30 protein-coding genes are annotated in these 19,066 nt (G+C 57.7%); 27 read left to right on the top strand and 3 right to left on the bottom strand.

Annotated features, from left to right (window positions below):
* Position 1 precedes the first annotated feature (1 nt).
* The 3 genes from P1X16_RS27925 (at position 2) to P1X16_RS27935 (ending at position 1,356) form a co-directional block, all read left to right on the top strand.
* Entirely contained in the window at positions 2-397 is a 396-nt protein-coding gene (locus tag P1X16_RS27925; RefSeq protein WP_277235953.1) for a carboxypeptidase-like regulatory domain-containing protein, read from the top strand.
* Positions 398-620: 223 nt separating this feature from the next.
* Positions 621-839 carry a hypothetical protein gene (locus P1X16_RS27930; RefSeq protein WP_277235955.1) on the top strand — a complete coding sequence of 73 codons (219 nt, stop codon included), beginning with the start codon at positions 621-623 and terminating at the stop codon, positions 837-839.
* Between the two features lie 19 nt (positions 840-858).
* Complete coding sequence (locus P1X16_RS27935) at positions 859-1,356, top strand: hypothetical protein (protein WP_277235957.1); 498 nt, start codon at positions 859-861, stop codon at positions 1,354-1,356.
* Positions 1,357-1,426: 70 nt separating this feature from the next.
* Here P1X16_RS27935 and P1X16_RS27940 read toward each other — a convergent pair whose 3' ends face one another.
* Complete coding sequence (locus tag P1X16_RS27940; RefSeq protein WP_277235959.1) at positions 1,427-2,206, bottom strand: hypothetical protein; 780 nt, start codon at positions 2,204-2,206, stop codon at positions 1,427-1,429.
* A gap of 529 nt (positions 2,207-2,735) precedes the next feature.
* On the opposite strand from P1X16_RS27940, the gene P1X16_RS27945 reads away from it, so the two are divergent.
* The 10 genes from P1X16_RS27945 to P1X16_RS27990 all read left to right on the top strand — a co-directional run bounded on the left by P1X16_RS27945 (position 2,736) and on the right by P1X16_RS27990 (position 8,447).
* Positions 2,736-3,026: a hypothetical protein gene (locus P1X16_RS27945; RefSeq protein WP_277235961.1), complete on the top strand. Its 291-nt coding sequence runs from the start codon at positions 2,736-2,738 to the stop codon at positions 3,024-3,026.
* A gap of 203 nt (positions 3,027-3,229) precedes the next feature.
* Entirely contained in the window at positions 3,230-3,508 is a 279-nt protein-coding gene (locus P1X16_RS27950) for a hypothetical protein (RefSeq protein ID WP_277235963.1), read from the top strand.
* Positions 3,509-3,622: 114 nt separating this feature from the next.
* The gene (locus P1X16_RS27955; RefSeq protein WP_277235965.1) at positions 3,623-4,030 is read left to right on the top strand and encodes a hypothetical protein; all 408 of its coding nucleotides are present in this window, start codon (positions 3,623-3,625) and stop codon (positions 4,028-4,030) included.
* 137 nt (positions 4,031-4,167) lie between these two features.
* On the top strand, positions 4,168-5,007 hold the full coding sequence (locus P1X16_RS27960; protein ID WP_277235967.1) for a hypothetical protein: 840 nt from the start codon (positions 4,168-4,170) through the stop codon (positions 5,005-5,007).
* Positions 5,008-5,167: 160 nt separating this feature from the next.
* Positions 5,168-5,734: a hypothetical protein gene (locus tag P1X16_RS27965; protein ID WP_277235969.1), complete on the top strand. Its 567-nt coding sequence runs from the start codon at positions 5,168-5,170 to the stop codon at positions 5,732-5,734.
* A gap of 168 nt (positions 5,735-5,902) precedes the next feature.
* The gene (locus tag P1X16_RS27970; protein WP_277235972.1) at positions 5,903-6,658 is read left to right on the top strand and encodes a hypothetical protein; all 756 of its coding nucleotides are present in this window, start codon (positions 5,903-5,905) and stop codon (positions 6,656-6,658) included.
* Positions 6,659-6,811: 153 nt separating this feature from the next.
* Positions 6,812-7,135, top strand: coding sequence for a hypothetical protein (locus P1X16_RS27975; protein WP_277235974.1), 324 nt, complete (start codon positions 6,812-6,814; stop codon positions 7,133-7,135).
* Positions 7,136-7,209: 74 nt separating this feature from the next.
* A complete protein-coding gene (locus P1X16_RS27980) occupies positions 7,210-7,524 on the top strand; it encodes a hypothetical protein (protein WP_277235976.1) in 315 nt (104 codons plus the stop codon).
* A 136-nt stretch (positions 7,525-7,660) separates the two neighbouring features.
* Positions 7,661-7,996: a hypothetical protein gene (locus P1X16_RS27985; protein WP_277235979.1), complete on the top strand. Its 336-nt coding sequence runs from the start codon at positions 7,661-7,663 to the stop codon at positions 7,994-7,996.
* Positions 7,997-8,075: 79 nt separating this feature from the next.
* Positions 8,076-8,447 carry a hypothetical protein gene (locus P1X16_RS27990; RefSeq protein WP_277235981.1) on the top strand — a complete coding sequence of 124 codons (372 nt, stop codon included), beginning with the start codon at positions 8,076-8,078 and terminating at the stop codon, positions 8,445-8,447.
* Positions 8,448-8,521: 74 nt separating this feature from the next.
* On the opposite strand, the gene P1X16_RS27995 is transcribed toward P1X16_RS27990, so the two are convergent.
* Complete coding sequence (locus tag P1X16_RS27995; RefSeq protein ID WP_277235982.1) at positions 8,522-9,988, bottom strand: M20 family peptidase; 1,467 nt, start codon at positions 9,986-9,988, stop codon at positions 8,522-8,524.
* Positions 9,989-10,436: 448 nt separating this feature from the next.
* On the opposite strand from P1X16_RS27995, the gene P1X16_RS28000 reads away from it, so the two are divergent.
* From P1X16_RS28000 to P1X16_RS28010, 3 genes are all read left to right on the top strand, one after another.
* Positions 10,437-11,054, top strand: coding sequence for a hypothetical protein (locus P1X16_RS28000; RefSeq protein ID WP_277235984.1), 618 nt, complete (start codon positions 10,437-10,439; stop codon positions 11,052-11,054).
* 1 nt (position 11,055) lies between these two features.
* The gene (locus tag P1X16_RS28005) at positions 11,056-11,868 is read left to right on the top strand and encodes a hypothetical protein (RefSeq protein WP_277235986.1); all 813 of its coding nucleotides are present in this window, start codon (positions 11,056-11,058) and stop codon (positions 11,866-11,868) included.
* Between the two features lie 891 nt (positions 11,869-12,759).
* On the top strand, positions 12,760-13,236 hold the full coding sequence (locus tag P1X16_RS28010; protein ID WP_277235987.1) for a hypothetical protein: 477 nt from the start codon (positions 12,760-12,762) through the stop codon (positions 13,234-13,236).
* Positions 13,237-13,330: 94 nt separating this feature from the next.
* Here P1X16_RS28010 and P1X16_RS28015 read toward each other — a convergent pair whose 3' ends face one another.
* The gene (locus P1X16_RS28015) at positions 13,331-14,356 is read right to left on the bottom strand and encodes an energy transducer TonB (RefSeq protein ID WP_277235988.1); all 1,026 of its coding nucleotides are present in this window, start codon (positions 14,354-14,356) and stop codon (positions 13,331-13,333) included.
* 243 nt (positions 14,357-14,599) lie between these two features.
* Between P1X16_RS28015 and P1X16_RS28020 the strand changes: the two genes are divergently transcribed.
* The 11 genes from P1X16_RS28020 (at position 14,600) to P1X16_RS28070 (ending at position 19,052) form a co-directional block, all read left to right on the top strand.
* On the top strand, positions 14,600-14,749 hold the full coding sequence (locus P1X16_RS28020) for a hypothetical protein (RefSeq protein WP_277235990.1): 150 nt from the start codon (positions 14,600-14,602) through the stop codon (positions 14,747-14,749).
* Between the two features lie 101 nt (positions 14,750-14,850).
* Complete coding sequence (locus P1X16_RS28025) at positions 14,851-14,994, top strand: hypothetical protein (RefSeq protein ID WP_277235992.1); 144 nt, start codon at positions 14,851-14,853, stop codon at positions 14,992-14,994.
* Between the two features lie 184 nt (positions 14,995-15,178).
* A complete protein-coding gene (locus P1X16_RS28030) occupies positions 15,179-15,736 on the top strand; it encodes a DUF262 domain-containing protein (RefSeq protein ID WP_277235994.1) in 558 nt (185 codons plus the stop codon).
* Entirely contained in the window at positions 15,733-16,281 is a 549-nt protein-coding gene (locus P1X16_RS28035; protein WP_277235996.1) for a DUF262 domain-containing protein, read from the top strand. The genes P1X16_RS28030 and P1X16_RS28035 overlap by 4 nt, the downstream gene beginning before the upstream one ends.
* Positions 16,278-16,550 carry a hypothetical protein gene (locus tag P1X16_RS28040; protein WP_277235998.1) on the top strand — a complete coding sequence of 91 codons (273 nt, stop codon included), beginning with the start codon at positions 16,278-16,280 and terminating at the stop codon, positions 16,548-16,550. The genes P1X16_RS28035 and P1X16_RS28040 overlap by 4 nt, the downstream gene beginning before the upstream one ends.
* Positions 16,551-16,705: 155 nt before the next feature.
* A complete protein-coding gene (locus P1X16_RS28045) occupies positions 16,706-17,104 on the top strand; it encodes a hypothetical protein (protein ID WP_277236000.1) in 399 nt (132 codons plus the stop codon).
* A gap of 174 nt (positions 17,105-17,278) precedes the next feature.
* Positions 17,279-17,836 carry a GNAT family N-acetyltransferase gene (locus P1X16_RS28050; RefSeq protein ID WP_277236002.1) on the top strand — a complete coding sequence of 186 codons (558 nt, stop codon included), beginning with the start codon at positions 17,279-17,281 and terminating at the stop codon, positions 17,834-17,836.
* Positions 17,811-18,056, top strand: coding sequence for a hypothetical protein (locus tag P1X16_RS28055; RefSeq protein ID WP_277236003.1), 246 nt, complete (start codon positions 17,811-17,813; stop codon positions 18,054-18,056). Before P1X16_RS28050 ends, P1X16_RS28055 begins: the two co-directional genes overlap by 26 nt.
* Before the next feature lie 107 nt (positions 18,057-18,163).
* Complete coding sequence (locus tag P1X16_RS28060) at positions 18,164-18,412, top strand: hypothetical protein (protein ID WP_277236004.1); 249 nt, start codon at positions 18,164-18,166, stop codon at positions 18,410-18,412.
* A gap of 76 nt (positions 18,413-18,488) precedes the next feature.
* Positions 18,489-18,662: a hypothetical protein gene (locus tag P1X16_RS28065; protein ID WP_277236005.1), complete on the top strand. Its 174-nt coding sequence runs from the start codon at positions 18,489-18,491 to the stop codon at positions 18,660-18,662.
* Between the two features lie 9 nt (positions 18,663-18,671).
* A complete protein-coding gene (locus P1X16_RS28070; protein ID WP_277236006.1) occupies positions 18,672-19,052 on the top strand; it encodes a hypothetical protein in 381 nt (126 codons plus the stop codon).
* The last annotated feature ends 14 nt before the right edge of the window (positions 19,053-19,066 follow it).

The raw sequence follows: 19,066 nt of genomic DNA on the forward strand, positions 1-19,066 counted from the left end.
CATGCGTTTTCTACCTCACTCCCTCTTTCTTGTGTTGGCGACTGCTCCCGGTCTGGTCAGGGCGCAGGCAGTTCTGCTCCCTGCTGACAGCATAGGCTGTGCTACTGCGTTCAGCGGCCACGTCAAGACCGCAGACAAGCCGGTGGCCGGGGCCAGCGTCGGCGTCCGGGGCACGAATGTTATGGTCGTGACCAATGAGTTGGGGTTTTTCGTGCTGCCCCCCACCGTCCGCGGTCAACCCACGATTTCAGTGAGCGCAATGGGGTACGCGCCCCTGGCGCTCACGCTCACGGCCTGCGGGCCCGTGACGCTGGACATAAAGGTGCTGCCCGACACAAAATTTAAAAAGCACGGCCGCAACAAAGGCTTCCTCATGCCGCCCAAACGGTCGAAATAGGTTGGGCAATGTCCACCCGCAGCCCGGATTGACTCGGCTTAATTCAACGCTACCCGGACCCTGCGGCCGGGTAGTTTTTTTTAGGCCGTGGGGTGGAGGTCAGAACCAAAAACCAGCTTTTTAGCTTGTGCGTATACAAATACAAATGATTGTGCCGGACGCTCGAAAAACGGGCTCTACGGCTTACCTTTAGCGGTAAACTCCTTTCTTTTCTATCCTGCCCGTGGCCAATATCTACTATAAGCCGGAGGAACCCCGCCGCATTTTCACAAAGCCCATCACGACTAGCCAGTACGTGAACGCAGTCGGTCGCTGCAACCACTGCCCGGGGTGGCGAAACTACTGCCAAGCGTGCCGGCAGGAACTGAACCCGTACAAAACTGTGGAGGCCGTGGAGGAGTACGAACGCGGCGTGCAGGCCAAGCTGGCCGCTGGCCGCTGAACACTAATTTTACTTCGATATGGAAGCTTTACTACAGATGCCGTGCGTCGTTCACGTGCCCCAGTTTCACCTCTATGACGATGAGAAGCGCCAGCCAGCCAGCTGCGAACTAATGGTGGCCCCGGCGCTGGGCTGGGCCATCGCCACGGAACTCATCGACGGGGGCCCAGGCCTGGCTAGGTGCCACCAAACGCTGGCCATCAAAGTGTGCCAGCAGTATCCCATTGAGCCAGGCGTCCTGACCCTGTTTACGCGCTACACCGACCGCAAGACATATGAGAACCTATATGTGCTGCATTTCGCCAGCGGTGGTCGCGACCTGTTCAACGACATTACTTTCGTCGGGTCCACCCGCCGGCCCGTGGCCGAACTGGACACGCCCTTTGTAGTGCAGATGCTGCAAGCCGCCGGGATGCAGCCCGCAATGAAGCAACCTGGAGCATCTCTGCCGCCCGAGTGGCGGGCGTTGAAAGACGTAGCAGGGCAGCCCGGCCCAGCGACAGTGAGGCGCAAATAGTAACCCAAATAGAAAAGGCCGCTGTGATTCCTCACAGCGGCCTTTCTGCATACTCTCCGGTAACGCTTTTTTACTTCAACCCGGGGTTGCGAGCATACACCAGCAGGCTGTCAACGGGGCAGTTTTCAGCCCCACCGCAGGTATTGCCTTTATCGTAGACGGGATCAGATTCCGCCGTCAGGTCACGGTTTTCAGTTGCCCCCACAAGGACGAAACAATCGTGGCCTTGGGTGTTGGTCGCATTGTAAATGCGGATACCCGACGCCGAAGGCAAGTTGATTAGTGTTTTAAACACATCGGTGCGAAAATAAGAGGCCTTCACGTGGCCCTGATGGCGCGCCTGATAATTGCGTGTCCAATCAATGGCTTCCTGTAAGCTGATGGCGGCCCCCGCTGTTTCAGCGGATGCTACACTAGCTGAACGGGTTGGCCCAGCCGCGGAAGTACGGCTCAGCGGGCTGTCTTCAGGACAGTTTTTATCCCCGCCGCAGGTGTTGCCTTTGTCGTAGGCGGTGTAATGCTCCCCCGTCAAGTCAGTCGTGGCTGTAGCGCCCACTAGGACCAAGCATTCTTTGCCATCCGCATTGATGGCATTGTAGATGCGGATACCGGTAGCATTCGGCTGAGCGAGCAACGTGTTAAACACGTTCGAGCTGTAAAACGAAGCCCGGACGCCCTTGGGGTGCGCCGCTTGATAGGTCGCCGTCCAAGCGCTGGCGTCTTGCCAGGAGATTGCGGTTCCGGCTACGGAAGCAGTTTCAGGAGTGGCCGTTTTGTTGTCGCAAGCTGACAAGAACATAGCGGTACCCAGCAGCAGAGCTAACGGAGTATGGATTATTTTTTTCATCATAACAGTTGGTTGAAATACGTGGTAAATATAGGGCAGATAATGTGCGTATTTACGCACATAGTATTAAATTTAATCTGACGGCCCACTTTAGATAATTCAATTAAGAGTACATTGGCCAGTTATTTGGATATACTTAAAAACGCCTTTTCTATATAGTAGGCCAGTTATATAGGATGAAATCAGCTAACCAAAATTCCTCGCAGCTACAATTTCACCGTACTTGGCGACGGGCAAGTGAAGCCTTACTACTAGTGGCCTTAGTATGGGCAACCGTTGGGGGCTATATCTGCTTTAGCCCCGTGCCGGGCGAGTTCAGCTACAGCTATCCGGGTGTGTACAGTATGTTTATGTATGCCCTGTTTATGGTATTCGCTTTCCGGGCCCGAAACAACGCTTTTCCTAAGCCGGGCAAACAGATTTAAGTGAAATAAATTCGCTCAGAACCGCGAAAACGGGGTTTTCTGGCGTAGTTTATGTAACTATATACGCACAACTGGGCACCGGTGCCCAGTCTCCTTATTTTCCCCTCATGCTACCTACCGTCAGCCCCTCTACCCAGCCTACCATGCCCGCCTGGGTTGTCACCGATTCCAGCACCAAGCAGAAAGGCCGTGAGCTGGCCCCAGGCATTTACGAGTTCAAAGAAAAACGCTCCGGGCGCAAGGTGCGGGCAACCATTTTGCTGGCCGACTACAACGAGGAGCGGCGCAATTATTACGCGGAGGCCTACTACGGCTCGCTGGCGGGCCTGATGAAGGAGTGTATGAAAGATTGGGAGTGGATTCTCGCGGAGTGCATCTTCGAGCAGCAAGAACTGTAGTTGCCCGGATGGCAAGCGCCCCGGCCGCGTCAGCAGTCGGGGCTTTTTCGTGCACGCTTTTTACAGGCAGACAGTGGGGTAAAGAAATGTCGGGCAACCTGAAACAAACGGCCCTGACGCCCCTAAAAAGGGCCTTTATGGTGCGGTATGTGTAGTAGGTAATGGGCGGGCGCTGGTGCCGGCCCTTTTTTTATTTCGCCCCGATGGATAACCAGAGCTTACTCGAAGCGCTAGCCGACATTGCCTTCACGGCCGGCCACTGCAAGTACTATAACGGTGACAGCCGCGAGGCCATCAGCGAGTTTATCCGCTGGGCCAAAGAGTTCGAGGAGCTGCACAAGAACACGGACTGGGACAGCGGCGACTACATCGAAACCGTGGAGGCCTTCGCCGTGGTCAAGATGCGTGAGCAGGGCCATACTCTGTTGGGCTGGCCAGCCAATGCGGAGTGCGCTGCCACTGAGCCAGCAGGTAAAAGCTGAACGGATTAAAACTGAAATAATCCTCTTGAAAGGCCTGAAAAGGCCTTTTTTGGTTCAATATGTGTATTTATTCAGGCACAGTCGGCAACTTCGCCGGCCGGCAATTCTACCGTTATGACTGCTACGCTCACCACCATTGTTCCCGTCCTCTCGAAAGATGAAAAAAACACCCGGCGCAAGGCCGATAAGAAGCGGCACAACAAGCAGCTCGAAACGCTAGGCCACGGACTCGACAACGTGCGCGAGGTTATGTACGGGGTGCAGCACCGCGTAGCGGAGGCCCGCAAAGCCGTTAATGTGCTGGACGCTGGCGCTCCTACCCAACCGCTGAACGACTACCTGACCGCACTGGAAGGACTCCTAGCGCAGGGCATGGAACTATGCCAGCAGCAAGGCAAGACCGCTGAGGAGGCCGTGGCCGAACACTTCTTCCCCGGGCGGGCCGCCAAGTGGGCGGCTAGGGACGAGCAGAACTATCAGGACGACCGCTATGCCCAGCAGGAACGCAACTTCGGGGCCTAGAAAGCCCCCGCCCGTAAGACACCCCGGCAGCCGTAGTTGTCGTGGTTTTTTTGCAAACAAACCACCTATTATGGCGTGATTTGTGTTCGTATATAAACACAAAACCATTCTATTCCTACCGTCCCCGCCTTCTTCTTATGACTGCCTTTCATACCGTGTCCAGTAGTGCCGAAGCCACGTTGGAAGAAAAGCTGCTAGCCTTTGCCGATCCGCGCTTTCGGTTCGAGCCCACCGAGCACCGTTACTTTTTTGGGCGGCGGGAGCTGACCGGAGCTAGTGCCTGGCTGGAACAGTTTAAAGACTCATTCAACCGCGAAGAACGGGCCGCGAGCTGCGCGGCTATGTCCGGCCGTCCGGCACAGGAGTACTTGGCGGAGTGGAATAGGGCGGCCGATATCGGCACTAAGACGCACGCTTTCATTGAGCGCCACTATGACTACCAGCGGGGTCTGCTGTCCACGCCGCCCGACCTGTTTAGCAAAGACGGCGAGGTAAGCCTGCGCTGTCTCAAATTTCTGTCTTTGGCGGGCAAGCGCCTGGCCAACTACGAGGCGGTAGCGCAGGAGCTACGTTTGTTCTATACGCCGCCCAGCTGGCGCGGCACGCCTAGACGGGGCCGCCGGTGGCTGCGGCGGAAGCGGAAGGAGGAGCAAGGCTGGTGCGGTACGCTCGATATGCTGGCCCGGCACAAGCCCAGCGGCAAGCTCTACGTGATTGACTGGAAAACCTCGAAGAAGATAGGGCGCGAGCGCGACCGGCAGCCCTGGCGGCTTAAAGGGGTGTTTTCCGATCTGGGTAAGCATGAGCACAACCTGTATTCACTGCAAATCAGTTTCTACCGCGTGCTGCTTGAACTCGCCGGAATTGAAACGTCCGGTGGGGCCATCGGCTGGCTTCCCACGGGCAGCACCGAGCCCGAGCTGATTCCAGCCATCGACTACCGCAGCCGGGTGCGCCCACTGCTGCTGCCGATTTAGGGGGCTGAAATTGGGTCAGGCAGTGGGAGAAAAGGGGGCTTGTAACCGAAAATAAAGTGCCCTCACGTACTCGATAAGGCGGTTTTGGGCCGAGTTATTGCAACTATTCAACCGCCGGGCAACGGTGCCCGGCACCCCTTCCAACCCAAGCGCCGACCCTATGAAACTGGAACTGAAAAAAGTGTCGTTTTCTCCCTCTCTATCCGACGAAACCAACGCCTTCACGGCCGACGTGTATATCGACGGCGTGAAGCGGGCCACGGCCGAAAACCACGGCACGGGCGGGCCTACGAACGTTTGCTCCTACGCCAAGCCGCGCAAGTCGCCGCAGGGGGATGAGGAGTATTTCAAAGAAAGCCGCGCCAACCAGGTTTTTCTTGACCAGTACGAGGCCTGGACCAAGCAGCAGCCGCTGATTAAAACCGCCCTAAAGATGGCTAACGGGGATGATTTCACCTATGCGCACAGCCTCGAAACCGACGTGGACTTGTTGTTGGAGGAGTGGATCAAAGCCAAATACGCCAAACAAGACGAGGAGCGCCTAAAGCGTATGTGCAAAACGAAGTGGGTGTTTACTCTCACAGAGGACAAAGGCAAGCCCTGTGACCCAAACAGCATGTTTTCCATTCCCCGGAAACCAACCCAGACACTAGCCCAGTTGACCAAGTATCTACGGGAAGAATACGGCGATAATCTCAAGGAGATTGTAAACGAGCGTTACGCCTAGCCGGCCCTTAAATCAATGTCCCAGACTTACCCCGCTACCGGCACCGTAGCGGGGTAATTTTTTGGGAAATAAAATGGGTATTTGGGGTCAAAAAGTGCCTTTATGGCGTGGTAATGGCTATTTATTAAGAGCCGAGCGACGTTGCCCGGCCCCAATTTTTCCCTGAAAATGGCAAACTACGAAGGCACCGTAATCACCAACTACGTGTTGCTGAAAGACGAACAAGCTTACGCCGAATTCAAGGCCTTGGTCCTGCTGTTGGGCGGCACCGTGGACGAGACAATCGAGGACGGCCAGCGCGTGATTGCCGCGTATGGTCACGAGGAGGACGGCGGCTTTAAGAACCGGGTAACGGTCGAGGAGCTGGTGGAGTCGGGCTACGTGTCCCGCCACGAGGATTCGCTGCTCAATGCCACGCTGCCCGAGTACCTCGCTCTCGTGGCCGACCCCGAGCTTAACGCCGACGAAGGGTTGGACGTGGACGAGGACACTGACCTGCTTTACGACTCTTACCCGTTGCTGGCACCCGGTCAGGTGCTAATCCTCAAAAAAGTGGGCCATGAGAAATTACGCTACGTGTTCGGGTCGGCCGAAGCCATCAACGACCAGGGCCAGCGCCTAACCATCATGCTCGATGATATTGACGCAATAGCGGCCCGCACCTTCGCCCAGCCGGAAGTAGAGGCGCAGTCGTACAGCCGCACCGACCCGCACGCCTATTTCGACTACGTGATGTGGCAGGATGAAGTACGCCAGGGCGACACGCAGCGCGGCTATGCCGACTGGGTGCAAGCCAACGTGGAGCAGACCCAGGCCGAGCTGGAAACAGCAGAAGCCGCCTTTGACGCCAACGGGGGGCGGGGCATCGAAGCAGCTGAGCAAATTGACGCACTGCGGCAGCGGCTAGGGCAAGCCGCAGAATAAGGGGGCAGTGGGGGATGAAAAGCCGGTTTTTCGTGGAGGAGAGCCGGTTTTTTTATGCAAAATATAGAGAGTACAGATGGCCTCAAAGTAGTTTCAGGCACTAATTTTGTATCTATATACGCACAGACAGAGACATATACTCAGCCCCCTTTTATGAATGCTCCCTCCATGATTCCCGCCACCGCAGTAGTTGCCACCGGCAAAATTCAGTTAGTCGTGTTGGGTTCCCCCAGTGGGAAAGAGCATACGCTGGGCTACTTGGACCCACAGTTTCCGCTGCTTGCGGGCGTGCTGAGGGCTTCCGTTCTCAAGGGCTCGCCGGCTGCTGGCTACGGGTGCCCCGTCTGGTCGATGCGCCGCGACGGACTCACCTGCCGGCCGGCTACCGAAAAGGACTTCGACGAGTACCGGGTGTCATTCGAGAGCGTGCGCAACAACCCCGAGTACGAGTACCAGGCCGCGGCCGTGGTGGCCTAGCGCCCTTCTTCAGTTTCCATTCACTATTCCCAGGGCCGGTAACTCCGCTGGCTTTCTTTCCCCCTCCAACTGCCATGAAAGGTTTTCGCTTCAAAGGTTTTACTTTCCGCCCCTTCCGTCAACTCACCGCCGAGGAGAAACGCACCAGCGGCCAGAACAGCGCGTGGCGCAGAGTGCGCACGCAGGAAACGGCCCCGCAGACAACTCCGGAACCAGCGCTGGAGCCCGTGCTCAAAGACAAGGAAAGCGGCTGGGATTACCGCGCCTTTTACCAGGCTGCCAAGCAGGCCGGAGCAAGCAAAATAGACCTGTTCATGGTGGCTGGACGCGGGAGCCAACTGTTTCTGCCCGTCCAAAATAACCTGCTTGCCCTGCCCGAGCTGGCCTAAGAATTTACCCGCCGGTCGAGCGACTATAAAAGATTTCTTTCAAGCAAATAAACTGTCTTATTAGCGCTTAAATCGGCTTTTATGGCTTGTTTGTTGTAGTTACATCAGCACATCAACCTTCTTTTTTCTCTCCCTTATGCAGTTATTCATCACCAAGAAAATAGGCAAGCGCACCTTCAATTTTGTTGTGGAAGGCAACGACCTGCATATGGTTGTAATGGAATCGGAGCATTTGAGCTTTGACGACGTGCCGGCCTGTGGCCTATGTGGCTCGACTAACCTGACGCTGACGGCGCGCGTGGCCCAAAACAAGTATAAGTACGTGAGCGTGAAATGCCTTGATTGCCGGGGAGACGTAACGTTCGGCAAGCGTCAGGAGGACGATAAAGTATATTTCCTACGCAAAAAAGAAGGCGGCGAGCGCGGCGAGTTGGACTGGAAAGCCTACGACAAGAACGCCGTGGTCGAGTAGGTCGGAGCGTAGCCGTCAACCAGTGTGCCCCTTCCCGACCGGAGGGGGCATCTTTGTTTCTATTCCCCACTGCCTGTTTATGAGCCGCCTGACTGTGTACCGCGTTGAACACCCCGCCACCGGGCGGGGGCCGTTCAGTTCCAGTTGCCCCGAGGCGCTGCGGGATGCCATTTCGGCCTACTGCGGGCGGACGGGGGCGTTTCTACCCGAGGTACACGTGGACTGTCCCGGTTTCGAGCCCGGTTACCACTACTGCGGCGTGTGGCCCCTGAGCAAGGTAAACGAGTGGTTCGGGCCGTTTCGGGAGCAGCTGCTGGCCGAAGGGTTCGTGCTCATGGCCTATGACCCCTTGCCCACCAACGTATGCAGCAGCCCCAGCGAGCACCAGGTCGGCTTTGCCAAGTACGAGGCCACGCCCCGCCGGCAACTGCCGTGGCCCAAGGCCGGCTAAAACAATTAGTTAGACGCAAAAAAGCCTGGTTACTTCGCAGTAACCAGGCTTTTTGGGCTTTGAGAGAAAGGGGATTACAAGTCAGTGCGCAGCAGCTGCACATAAAACCGGATTACGTCCTGATAGGCGACCGTGCCGATGCGCTCATTCGTGCCGTGGAGCCGGTCGATATCGGTCTGAGCCATGAGAAGCGGCATGAAGCGGTAGGTTGCCTGGGGAGCCAGGTGGGCGTAAGAGCGAGCATCAGTGGCCCCTACTACCACGTAGGGGGCCACCAGCGCCTGCGGGAACACGCTTTTGATGGTTTTGTGCAGGTGGGTAAAGGCGGCGTTGTCAGTTTGTGACACGGGCGAGGCACTGCGTCCATCGCCCAGGATGCTGACCTTGATCTCAGGGTCGTCAATCAGCTTCTTGACCCGGGCGATAACGGCTTCCACTGAGTCGCCGGGGAGTAGCCGAAAATTCACCGTGGCACTGGCCGACGCCGGCAGCACATTGTCTTTTTCGCCACCCCGGATGATGGTCGGAGCCGTCGTGGTGCGCAGGGCGGCATTGCCCGAGGGTGTGGCCACCAGCGACTTTTTGATAAGGAACCCGAACAGCCATTGATTGGCGAAGATGATGCGACGGCCGAACGGAACGGCTGGGGCCAGGTAAGCCAGCAGCGCGCTTACGCCGCCGTCGAGCCGGGCCGGGAAGGGATTGGCTTCGAGCTTGGCCACTGCCGCGGCCACCCGACCCACACTCGTCAGCGCCGGGGGCATAGACGAGTGGCCGCCGGCCCCCTGGGCCGTCAGTTCCAGGCTCAAGTAGCCTTTCTCGCTTACGCCCACCAGCGCCACGGGCTGGGCGAGGCCCGCCACGCCATCGGTTTTGATAAGGCCGCCCTCATCGAGCACCATTTCCAGGGCTGGCCGTTGCTGGTAACGGCGGCCGAGCAGGTCGGCCAGCGCGGCCGCCCCTAGCTTACCGTGGGTTTCCTCGTCGTGTCCGAAGGCCAGCAGCACGGTGCGCCGAGGCTGGTAATTCGTACGCAGCAGGTATTCCACCGCTTCGAGCTGGCCAATGACGTTGAGCTTGTCGTCGAGCGCCCCCCGGCCGTAGAGGAAGCCATCGGCAACCAGCCCGGCGAAGGGCGGGCGCGTCCAGTTCTTTTCAGTGCCTTCAAGCACTGGCACTACGTCTTGGTGCGCCAACAGCAAAAGCGGCTTGAGGGAGGGGTCCGAACCGGGCCACTCGTAAAGCAGGCCGAAATCGTTTACCACTTCCCGACGCAGGCGCTCATGCACCAGCGGGAAAGTCTGGCGGTAGTAAGTGAGCAGCTGGCCGAAGGGCACGGTATCAGTTTGGGCGTAGTCGGTGTGCGACACAGACGGAATCCGCAGGGCACCGGCCAGGTGCTCGACCGTAACAACTGGGTCCAAGTCTGGTTTCTGCGCGGCTGCTTCCGGCGCGAGTTGGTGGTTGGGCAAGCGTAAGGTGTTGAATAACAGCACGACGATAAGCAGGACCAGCAGCAAGCCGGTTGAAAAAAGAAGCATACGCATAGGAAGGCAGTGGGCAGAAGTGGATTTCGGCAACTACTCAAAGATAGAAGGTTTGGGCCGGTATGTGCGCCGATACGAACAGGGCCAGGTCGGACACCGGGCGGCGGGCCCATGCCGGAAGGAAATAAAAGGAGCGTTAGGCGAAGTAACCAAGGCTTCTGGCCGGGTTTGTGTACCTGAATAGACACACCAGCAACGGGGCTGAGTCGCTGTAATATCCGCGTAGTGGACAATCTGAGCCGAGTGCTTTTCTTTACTCCCCTCAACCAGCAGGCCGAGGCCTACGCCCAGCGACAAAAGGCCGAACGGCGCGCTAAAAAGAAAGTTGAAAAAGCAAATAACCTTCACCTAAACAGCTGAAAAAAAGCCGTTATTGGCCTTATATTTGTACGTACATACGCACGAATGGCAACGGAACTGAGCCGGTTTACCTTTCGCTTTCATGTGCCTTCGCCGTGGTATAATTCAGCCGCCCATGAGCTTTACCCGCGCATCCTTTCACTTTGCGGCCGACGACCAGAACCCGGCCACGACGCTTTTCATTCCCCAGGACGGCCATCTGAGCGGAGCCGTTAACTGCCTGCGGGCCATGCTGCTCGACGGGGGCGCGGTTTCGGGTGATGCCTTCCAGGAAGCCAATTTCGGATACGCTTTTGGGGCCAGCAACCAGACGGGCATAAGCTTCCGCTACACGTTCGCCGGCGATACGGTGCAGGTCGAGGAGTTGTGCGGGCCGGAGCTGCCGCAGTGGAAAGAAATTTTCAACGGGCCGGTGCTGGAACTGGTAAATGCCCACGGGCCCATGCTGCACGTCCTGGGGCCCGACCCGCTCGGCAGGGGCCGCGTGCAATATGCCACGCTTGAAACGCTCGAAGCCCAGTATGCCCAGGCCGAGGCCCGCCGGCTCCGCCACGAGGAGGGCATCGTGGCGATGGGAGGCTGGTTGGCCGCCGGGCAGGCCGAAGAATTGCGCCAGCAGATGCTGAACGCCAGGCAAGCCGAAGTAGCCTCCTGCCCCTGCCATTGTCTAACCATTCCTTTCCTTCTAAAATCAGCCTAGTATGAATACCCGAGCCAGTTACCATTTTGCCGCTGACGACCGGAACCCGGCCACCACGCTTTTTATTCACTTTGACGGCTACCCGTCCGGAGCGGCCATGTATCTGCGGGAAATGCTGCTCCAAACCGGCATTAGCGGCGCGGGGGCGTTCCAGCAAGCCAATCAACATGCTGCTTTCGTGACCCAGGACACGAGTGGGGGGCTGGGCACCAGCTTCCGTTATAAGCTCGACGGGATGGAGCTAGTGGTGGTGGAGCGCGAATTTGCCGGCAGCAACAACTGGAACCCCGTCTTTTCCGGGAGTCTGCTCGACTTTATCAACGGCCACAGCCCCGAACCCATGCTGCACACCATCGGCACGCGGGCGGACGGGGGCGTACACTTTACCACCCTGGCGCAGTTGGAAATATACCTGGCCGAGGCCCAGGCAGAAGCCATCCGGTACGAAGCCGGCGTTTTCGCGGTGGGCGGTAATACCGCCGCTGAGCGAGTGCAGCACTTGCAAGCGCAAGTGCTGACCGCCTTACGGGCCGAGTTGGTGGCGGGGCGGGCCGAGGCCGGTAATTACGCCCCCGTGCCCCAAAAAACCTTTACCGTCATTGCCGAAATTTGGGACAACGAGCAGGGCTATACCGTCACGGTGAGCGCCGTCGATTCCGACGAGGCCATTGTGCAGGCCCAGGCGCAGTACCGCCGGGAGGCCGAAGCGGCGGGCCATGACGATGAACACGAGGTAGGTGAGCCGGACTTGCTGCGCATCTGGGCCGTGGTAGAAGGAAAGCCCGCCGTGATTTATCAGCGCGACGCGACATAAGGCACTTGGTACCACATTTGGCTATTTTTAGTACAACGCTGTTGCACCCAACGACTATGAACCCTAGTTTAATGATGTTGCTCCTAGTCCTGTTCAAAACGCTTCTAATAGCGGGCGGCACGTTCTATCTCACTTTCGTACTGTGTGCCTTGTTTCCCCAGTTGGGCCGTTTCCTGGTCAGATTATTTGGTTTCAACCGATAAGCCAATAGAATGAACGACCTGAACGATACCCCAGCGCCCCGTCCAGTAGGTTCAAGCGCGGTTTCGTCCGGGCTGGAGCGTATAAGCGGCCCGCTCGATACCCGCCCAAGACAAAGCCGGTTGAAGCTATGAAAAGCGCTTTTGTGAAGGCTATCAGACTACTGCCCCCCGGAACAGTGGTGCAAAAAAGGGACGTGTATTACGAAGCCGAATAAACGCCATATCAAGGTCAGAGTATACTCACCCGTTATGAGCGATACCAAAAGATTCTCCGACGTGCGGCAGGCCGTGGTAGCAAGCGCCCGCAGTTACGTTGCCCGCCAGATTCAGGCCAGCAAGTAACATGCGCAGCGTGTAGGGGGGCTCAGCGCTTGGCTGCCTACACTGCATTCTCTCCTACTTCTATAAATTTGCACCTAGTAAGTGCGGCTGAACAGGTCGTACAACGCTAATTTGACAACACGTTTACCAGCGATGGTCAGGCGCGGAAGGGGCCGGGGCGGCAAAGCAGAATGCGGGAAATATTACCTGCCGCCGGGTGTAACTGGCGAAGGTCTACCCGGGCCCGAAGGCCGATAATGTTGTTTGCTCTTTTCTCAACAAGGCTCAATAAGGCACCATGACTATTCACAGAACAGCGGCCCCGGGAGGCGTGGCAAACTTCCTTTGCTATATTAATCACGAGGGCTTGCCCTCCCCGACAGAGGGAGTGGAGCCAGCACTTACGACCCCGGCCGAATCCAACTTTTGGCAGCTGCTTTTCACCCAAGGGCTAGCACCCTGGCCCGCGATAGAGAGCGCTTCGGTGCGGGTGGCCGAGGTACCGGATGGGTGTTTATTCATGGTGGAAGATGAGCAGGGGTTACTGCTAGTGGGCGGGGTTGGCCTCAAGAAAGCGGGGCCGGCGTGGGAGGCCCTTAGCGAAACTGTAGAAGAGATTCGCGAGCAGGCCGCATCTGCGGTACAGCAGTCGCCGGGCGGTAAGGAGTTGATAGCGCACTGGAAATCACAGGTTGTGCCGCCATCAGAGGGCGATTGGGTGATCCTGGTTCCCATGATAGGCCTACGCTACTACGGCCCGGATGCTGATCGCATTATGCATCTTGCCGGGGGGCTCGGTACTGACCTGCTGACTATTTTTAACCGCAAGGTATTCACCACCTGAGGAAATCATTTAAGTCAGCAAAATCTCTGTTTCGCGTCAAGGCCCGGCTATATTGATATAGCCGGGCCTTTTCCTTTTCAGTGAGCGGACTCGCCTAGTTGAGCTTAAAGGAAATCGTGAAGGTTTGCCGGGACGCCACCGCCTTACTACCCAGCCGGCCGGGCGTCCACGTGTCGGGGAACGTCTGGGCCACGCGCAGCGCTTCTTCGTCGCACCCGTTGCCTAGGCCCTTGACAATCCGATGGTCGGACACCCGACCCAGCGTGTCCACGGCAAACGTCACCCAAACCTTGCCCTCGACCCGGCGGGCGCGGGCCTGAGAAGGATACTGCACCTTGTTACTCAGGGTGACTAGCGCATCGTGCTTGCCGATAAACCACGGGGCCTGCGTGAGAATGACGCGCTCCCAGACGCCGGGCCGTACTTCGGCGTCGTAGCCCTCGTTTTCAGGCCGCGCAAACTCCAGCTGGCGCGTGGTATGGTTGTAGGAGCGAGCCAGCACGTAGTTGCCGGCCGCGTCCTGCTTGTAGTAATTCCACAGGCCCACCGGCTTGCCGTTTTCCAAGTCCCCTTTTTCCCAGGCCGTGGAGTACGCCGAGCGGCCAAGCGGGGCGCGGCTGCTCTTGGCCGCATTGGCGGTTGCAGTCGGCGTGCCCCGGTGAAAGAGTACGGGGGGCCTGATGCCAAGAACCGCCCAGTTGTATTCCCCGGTTAATAGTTGGCCATCAGGCGAATCCGCCAGGGTCAGCTCCAAGCTGAGGCTGGGTTCCATCAGCCGCAACGTATCAGTACGCTCGCTGACCAGCAGCCGGCGGTGGCGTATGGTGCCGCCGGGAATGTCGAAGGAGCCGGTATAGTTCTCGCCCTGCCGGCTGATGGTCAACCCCATGACAATGGTGGTGGCGGCAATTTCCATTGGGCCGGTCCAGCTGCCTACCGTGAGCGCGACCGCACCGGGGCGGGCTTTGGCCACGGCAGCCGGTTTAGGGGCTTGGCGAACGGTTGCTTTGCCCTGCGCGAGGAGGGCCAACGGAAAAAACAGGTGCCGGCGGTAAGGGCCAGACTTGAAAATAAAAATATGCGGCGCATGGGGGGCGGTAGAGTATAAAAAGTGCCCCAAGTTACGCTGTGGTGTGCTTATTAAGATACATTCTCTGTGCTTATTCAGACACAAGGAAAAAGATATTTTAGGGGAAGAATTTATTTCCGACAAGTATCTAAATAAGCACAGCATTATACTGAACTTTTATTGGCTATTATTGCCATAGAAATGTGTTTCATTTCTTCAGTAACAGGCTTTTAGCGAGTGGGCCGGTTGCTGTTTCATTCTTCACTTGTCACTTAACTTTTTCATAATACTATTATGGACAACACTAAAACTGCTGCCGCTGACTTGGCCGCAAACTTCGAGGTAGCTGAGTTGGAGCCCCGGCTGGAAAACGTATGGGCTGGCGAAACGGAGCCGAGCCTTCCAGGTGGCGGTTGGGAAGAGACGGGCCGCGGAAACGGCTAGTAGCTGCGCACCCATTAAACTAACAAGCCCGGTCGCCTCGCAACAACAGGCTTTTAGCGGGTACACCGGTTTCATTTCTCATTTTACTTCATAATACTGTTATGGACAACGCTAAAAACACTCAAGACACTGCCGCTGACTTAGCCGCAAACTTCGAGGTAGCCGAGTTAGAGCCCCGGTTGGAAAACGTATGGGCTGGCGAGGTACCTGTGAACCCTGTGCTGCCAGGTCAGGGCCCGGAATAGAGCCGGTTCGCCGGCTGGCATACTAAGGAAAGACCCGCTCACTGTCAAGTGAGCGGGTCTTTCCGCGTCTACAGGACTGTGCAGAAGGAAGTGAATTGAATAAAAAGCTGTATCACCGGCCGATAAGGGCTTTTGTGGCCGGATTTGTGTATCTGATTACGCACAGGAACTTCACTCAGAGCTTATGAAATTCTCCGACATTCCCCAGCGCATCGGCGGCGGGGCCTATCAGTGCAATATGCCGCTGGAGGACCTGGACGGCTGGCTTACCCGCCGGGAGCAGGACTCCTACTACTTGCTGCAACTCAACCCCGACTTTCAGCGTGGCCACGTCTGGACCAAAGCTCAGCAGAGCGCGTATCTGGAGTATTTTCTCACTGGGGGCAAATCAGGCCTGACCATCTACTTCAATAAGCCCAGCTGGCAAGCTGCCACCAATGAGCCAAGGGCCTACGACGAGTTTGTGTGCGTTGATGGCTTGCAGCGTCTGAGTGCGCTACGTGGTTTCATGCGAGGCGAAGTAGCGGCTTTTGGTCAGCTGTTGGCCGATTTCGGCCAACCCATTCGCCAGGCCCGCAACTCCGAGTCGCTGGTGTTCAACATCAACAACCTGCAAACGCGGGCCGAGGTGCTGACCTGGTACCTGCAAATGAACGCGGGCGGCACGCCCCACACGAGCACCGAGATTGCCCGCGTGCAGCAGTTGCTGGAGCAGGAAAAAAGTATTAGCACAGGCGCATGAAATTCTGCGACATTCCCCCTCTTATTGGGTCCGGCACTTGGGAGTGCAACTACCGGCTAGGTAGCATGGACCGCGTACTGACCGAATGGGAGCAGGAGTCGGGCCTGAACCTGGTGCCCGACTTCCAGCGGGGCCACGTCTGGACCGAGGCCCAGCAATCTGCCTTTATGCAATACTGCCTGCGCGGGGGCCAGTCCGGGCTAACCATGTATTTCAACCAACCCGGCTGGCACTATGGCGTCAAAGCTGGGGCCTACAATGATTTCGTCTGCGTCGATGGGTTGCAGCGAATCACGGCCATTCGTCGGTTCCTGCGCGGCGAGATACCCGCGTTTGGGAAGCTCTACCCCGAGTTTGAGGATACTATCATCAAGGCCCCGAACGTGACCGGCGTGCGCTTGAACGTCAATGCGCTTCAGACCCGGGCCGAGGTGCTCAACTGGTACCTACAAATGAATGACGGCGGTACGCCCCACGCCCCCGAGGAACTTGCACGGGTGCGGGGGCTGCTGGCTCAGGAATCCTCTTACTCCTCCCTGCCATGAAATACTACAAAGGCTACTTCGGAGGGCAAGACAATTACTTCGAGTGGCATAGCAAGAACCGTGAGCCGGTGCCCTGCGCCTACTGCAAGAAGCCCTACACGCCGGCCGCGCCCAATAACCGGCACTGTGAAGGGTGTTTGCCCGCCTATCGCCACGACCAATGGCGGGACTCGCTTTCCAAAAACAGCTTCATCCGGCTGTGTCTGGGCATGACCGTGGCGGACTACATCGCGCAGCACGGCCAGGAATACTACGACTCGATGGAATAGCCCAACGGGGCACACAAATTCACTTCTCCCCTTCGCCATATTGCCTAGGAAAAACTGGCAGCCGCTTCTGTACTTAAATACGTACATAAGTGCCTGAATAACTACATTGCAATCCTTACCTTGCGTGTACTTATTCAGGCACATAATCAGCTCCAATGGAAATATTTGACACGTTTTATCGGCCCGACACGCCTTCCCAGCGCTACCGGCTGATGGCCGTCACCCTGCCACCCATTGTGGCCGGCCTACTGCCCTGGATAAAGCCGCTGCACAAATGGGCGGCCAGCAAGGAAGTGATGGGCGTCGCGGCCAACCTGTGGGCCACTCTTCTCAAACTTTGGGGCACAGCCGGGCCTTATCCAAGCCCGCAGCACCTCGTGCAGGCCGGGCTGGTGCTGGTGGCGGCGGCGGCACTGCTTTCCAGCGTCAGCCTGCAAATCGGAGTACTCCGCGGCTTTGCCCCCGGCAGCCGAATGCTCCGCCTGAGCCAGTGGCTGTTAAGCATTATCGGCCTGGAACTACTGGCCCTTATCTGGGCCTGGCCGGTACGGTAACAAGCAGGAGGCAGTGGGGAACAAGAAAGGCCGGGGCGATGGGTCCGGTTTTTTCGTGGCCTACAATGGCAAAATAGTGCCTTAACGGGGTTAAAAAGGGGCTTTTGGGCATTGATCTTGTATTACAATAAGCACGAAGGGCAACCTCGCCCAGCGTTTATCCCCCCCTCTGTTATGGCTGCTCCTTTTCACACCGCCAAAGGCCTTACCCAGCATCAACACGCCTGGTTTCTCTGGGGCCTCCAAAACAAAGTGGGCGCGTTGCAGGCCGCCCAGATGCCCGATGGCCAGGTATGGGAACAGACGTACTACATGGGCGGCACGCGGGTTGCCATATCGGACACCGAGCGCAACACGAAAACCGACAAGAAGGGCAAGCGCCACAGCTACGGCACCGTAACTGTCGAGTTTATTGCCACCGACCCCGACCAGCAGCGCCAGGGAGCCGCCACCAACCAGTTGAACGCGCTGGCCAAGCTGGCCGACAAATGGAACATTACGCTGCGCTTGCGGGTGATGGCCCACAACTCCAGCCCGATAAATGACGAGCAGCTGACGGCGTGGTACCAAGGGCTGGGCTATACCCAACAGGACGGCCTGTATCTGAACCGCTTGCCCGTCAAGAAAACGCCCATTTCCTATGCTGCCAATGCGGACTCCGGCTGCCGCTGGAGTCCTTTTATTCTCACTACATTCCCTTTCCAACATGGCCAATTTCTCAGTTACGCTTGACTTTATTGCCCTGAGCACCACGCCCGCACCGCGGCAAACGGACTTGCTGTTTTTCAACGCGGCGCAGGGCCCACGCCAGCAGTACGCCCGGGGATGGGTGGAACTGGGCGGGGAGGTAGTGCTCATCGAGGCGCAGTGGAAGCCCACGCACTACGCGCACGTGCCCGACTTCAACGCGGCCGCCGAACAGGCCACCAGTGGGCTGGGAAAGGCGAAATAAACTGCCGCTACAAGCTGATAAACGGGTTTCTGGTCTGGTTTATGTATCTGTATACGCACGGCTATTAGGTCGGAAACCTGGTTTTTCACTCTTACTTGCCCTTGGTTATGGAAATGCTCGATGGTACTTACGATGGTGGTGGGGATGGTTTCGATGATGGTTTTGGCCACAACGACGTAGACCACTCGGACGACGGGCAGGACCCTTACACAGTGGACCCCTACGACCGGCACGATGAACCGCACGACGACTACGAGTACCCGCAGCAGGAGGAGTACGAGAACGACGCTGACAACTTCGAGAGCAATCAGCTGGCCCTCGATAACGACATGGACTTCGGCGGCGACGACTACTAGCGCTAAGGCGGGGGGCCTGCTGGCTCCCCCACCCCTGCCGGTGCTTTCCCATTCTTTTCCCCACTGCCTGTTTTTTATGCCCCACCAGACCACTCCTACCCCGGCCGCGACGCCCGGCACCTTTGAGGCGGCCCAGGCCGCTTATGATGCGGCTTACGAGGCTGCCCGCGCTGCCAACAACGGCCGCAAGCCCAAGCGCCGGGCCGTGCTGGCCATTGCGCTAAGACCCTTCCTGAGCAAGAAGCCATAGCGCCCGATTATGAATGCGACTCTTATCCTACCGAGCGGGGAAACCAGCGTGCTCACCGAGCAGCAGTTGTTTGATTTGGGCGTGCGCCGGCCGTTGCTCCTGGGCTTGCCGGTGCTATGCGCCGACATGGATCAGGCCGCGCGCGTACTGGGCTTTGCCAGCGCTCAAACCCTGGCGCAGAACGGGCGGTACGTGGTTTACGCGGGCCTGGAAATGCTGGCTGGGGTAACCTGCCCGTGGCCGACCTTCAACCTCGTAGCGCAGGCGTATTTGCGGGCCCTGGGCACGCTCAACTGCCAGCCCTGCCCTATCGGCCCGGTCCTGGTGATTGAAAACGTGCCGGTGGCTGAGGCGCAGCAAGTCGGCCAGAACTACTCACTCGTGTTCTAATTCACATTCCCTAC

The organism is Hymenobacter sp. YC55 (assembly GCF_029433095.1).
Lineage (GTDB): Bacteria > Bacteroidota > Bacteroidia > Cytophagales > Hymenobacteraceae > Hymenobacter.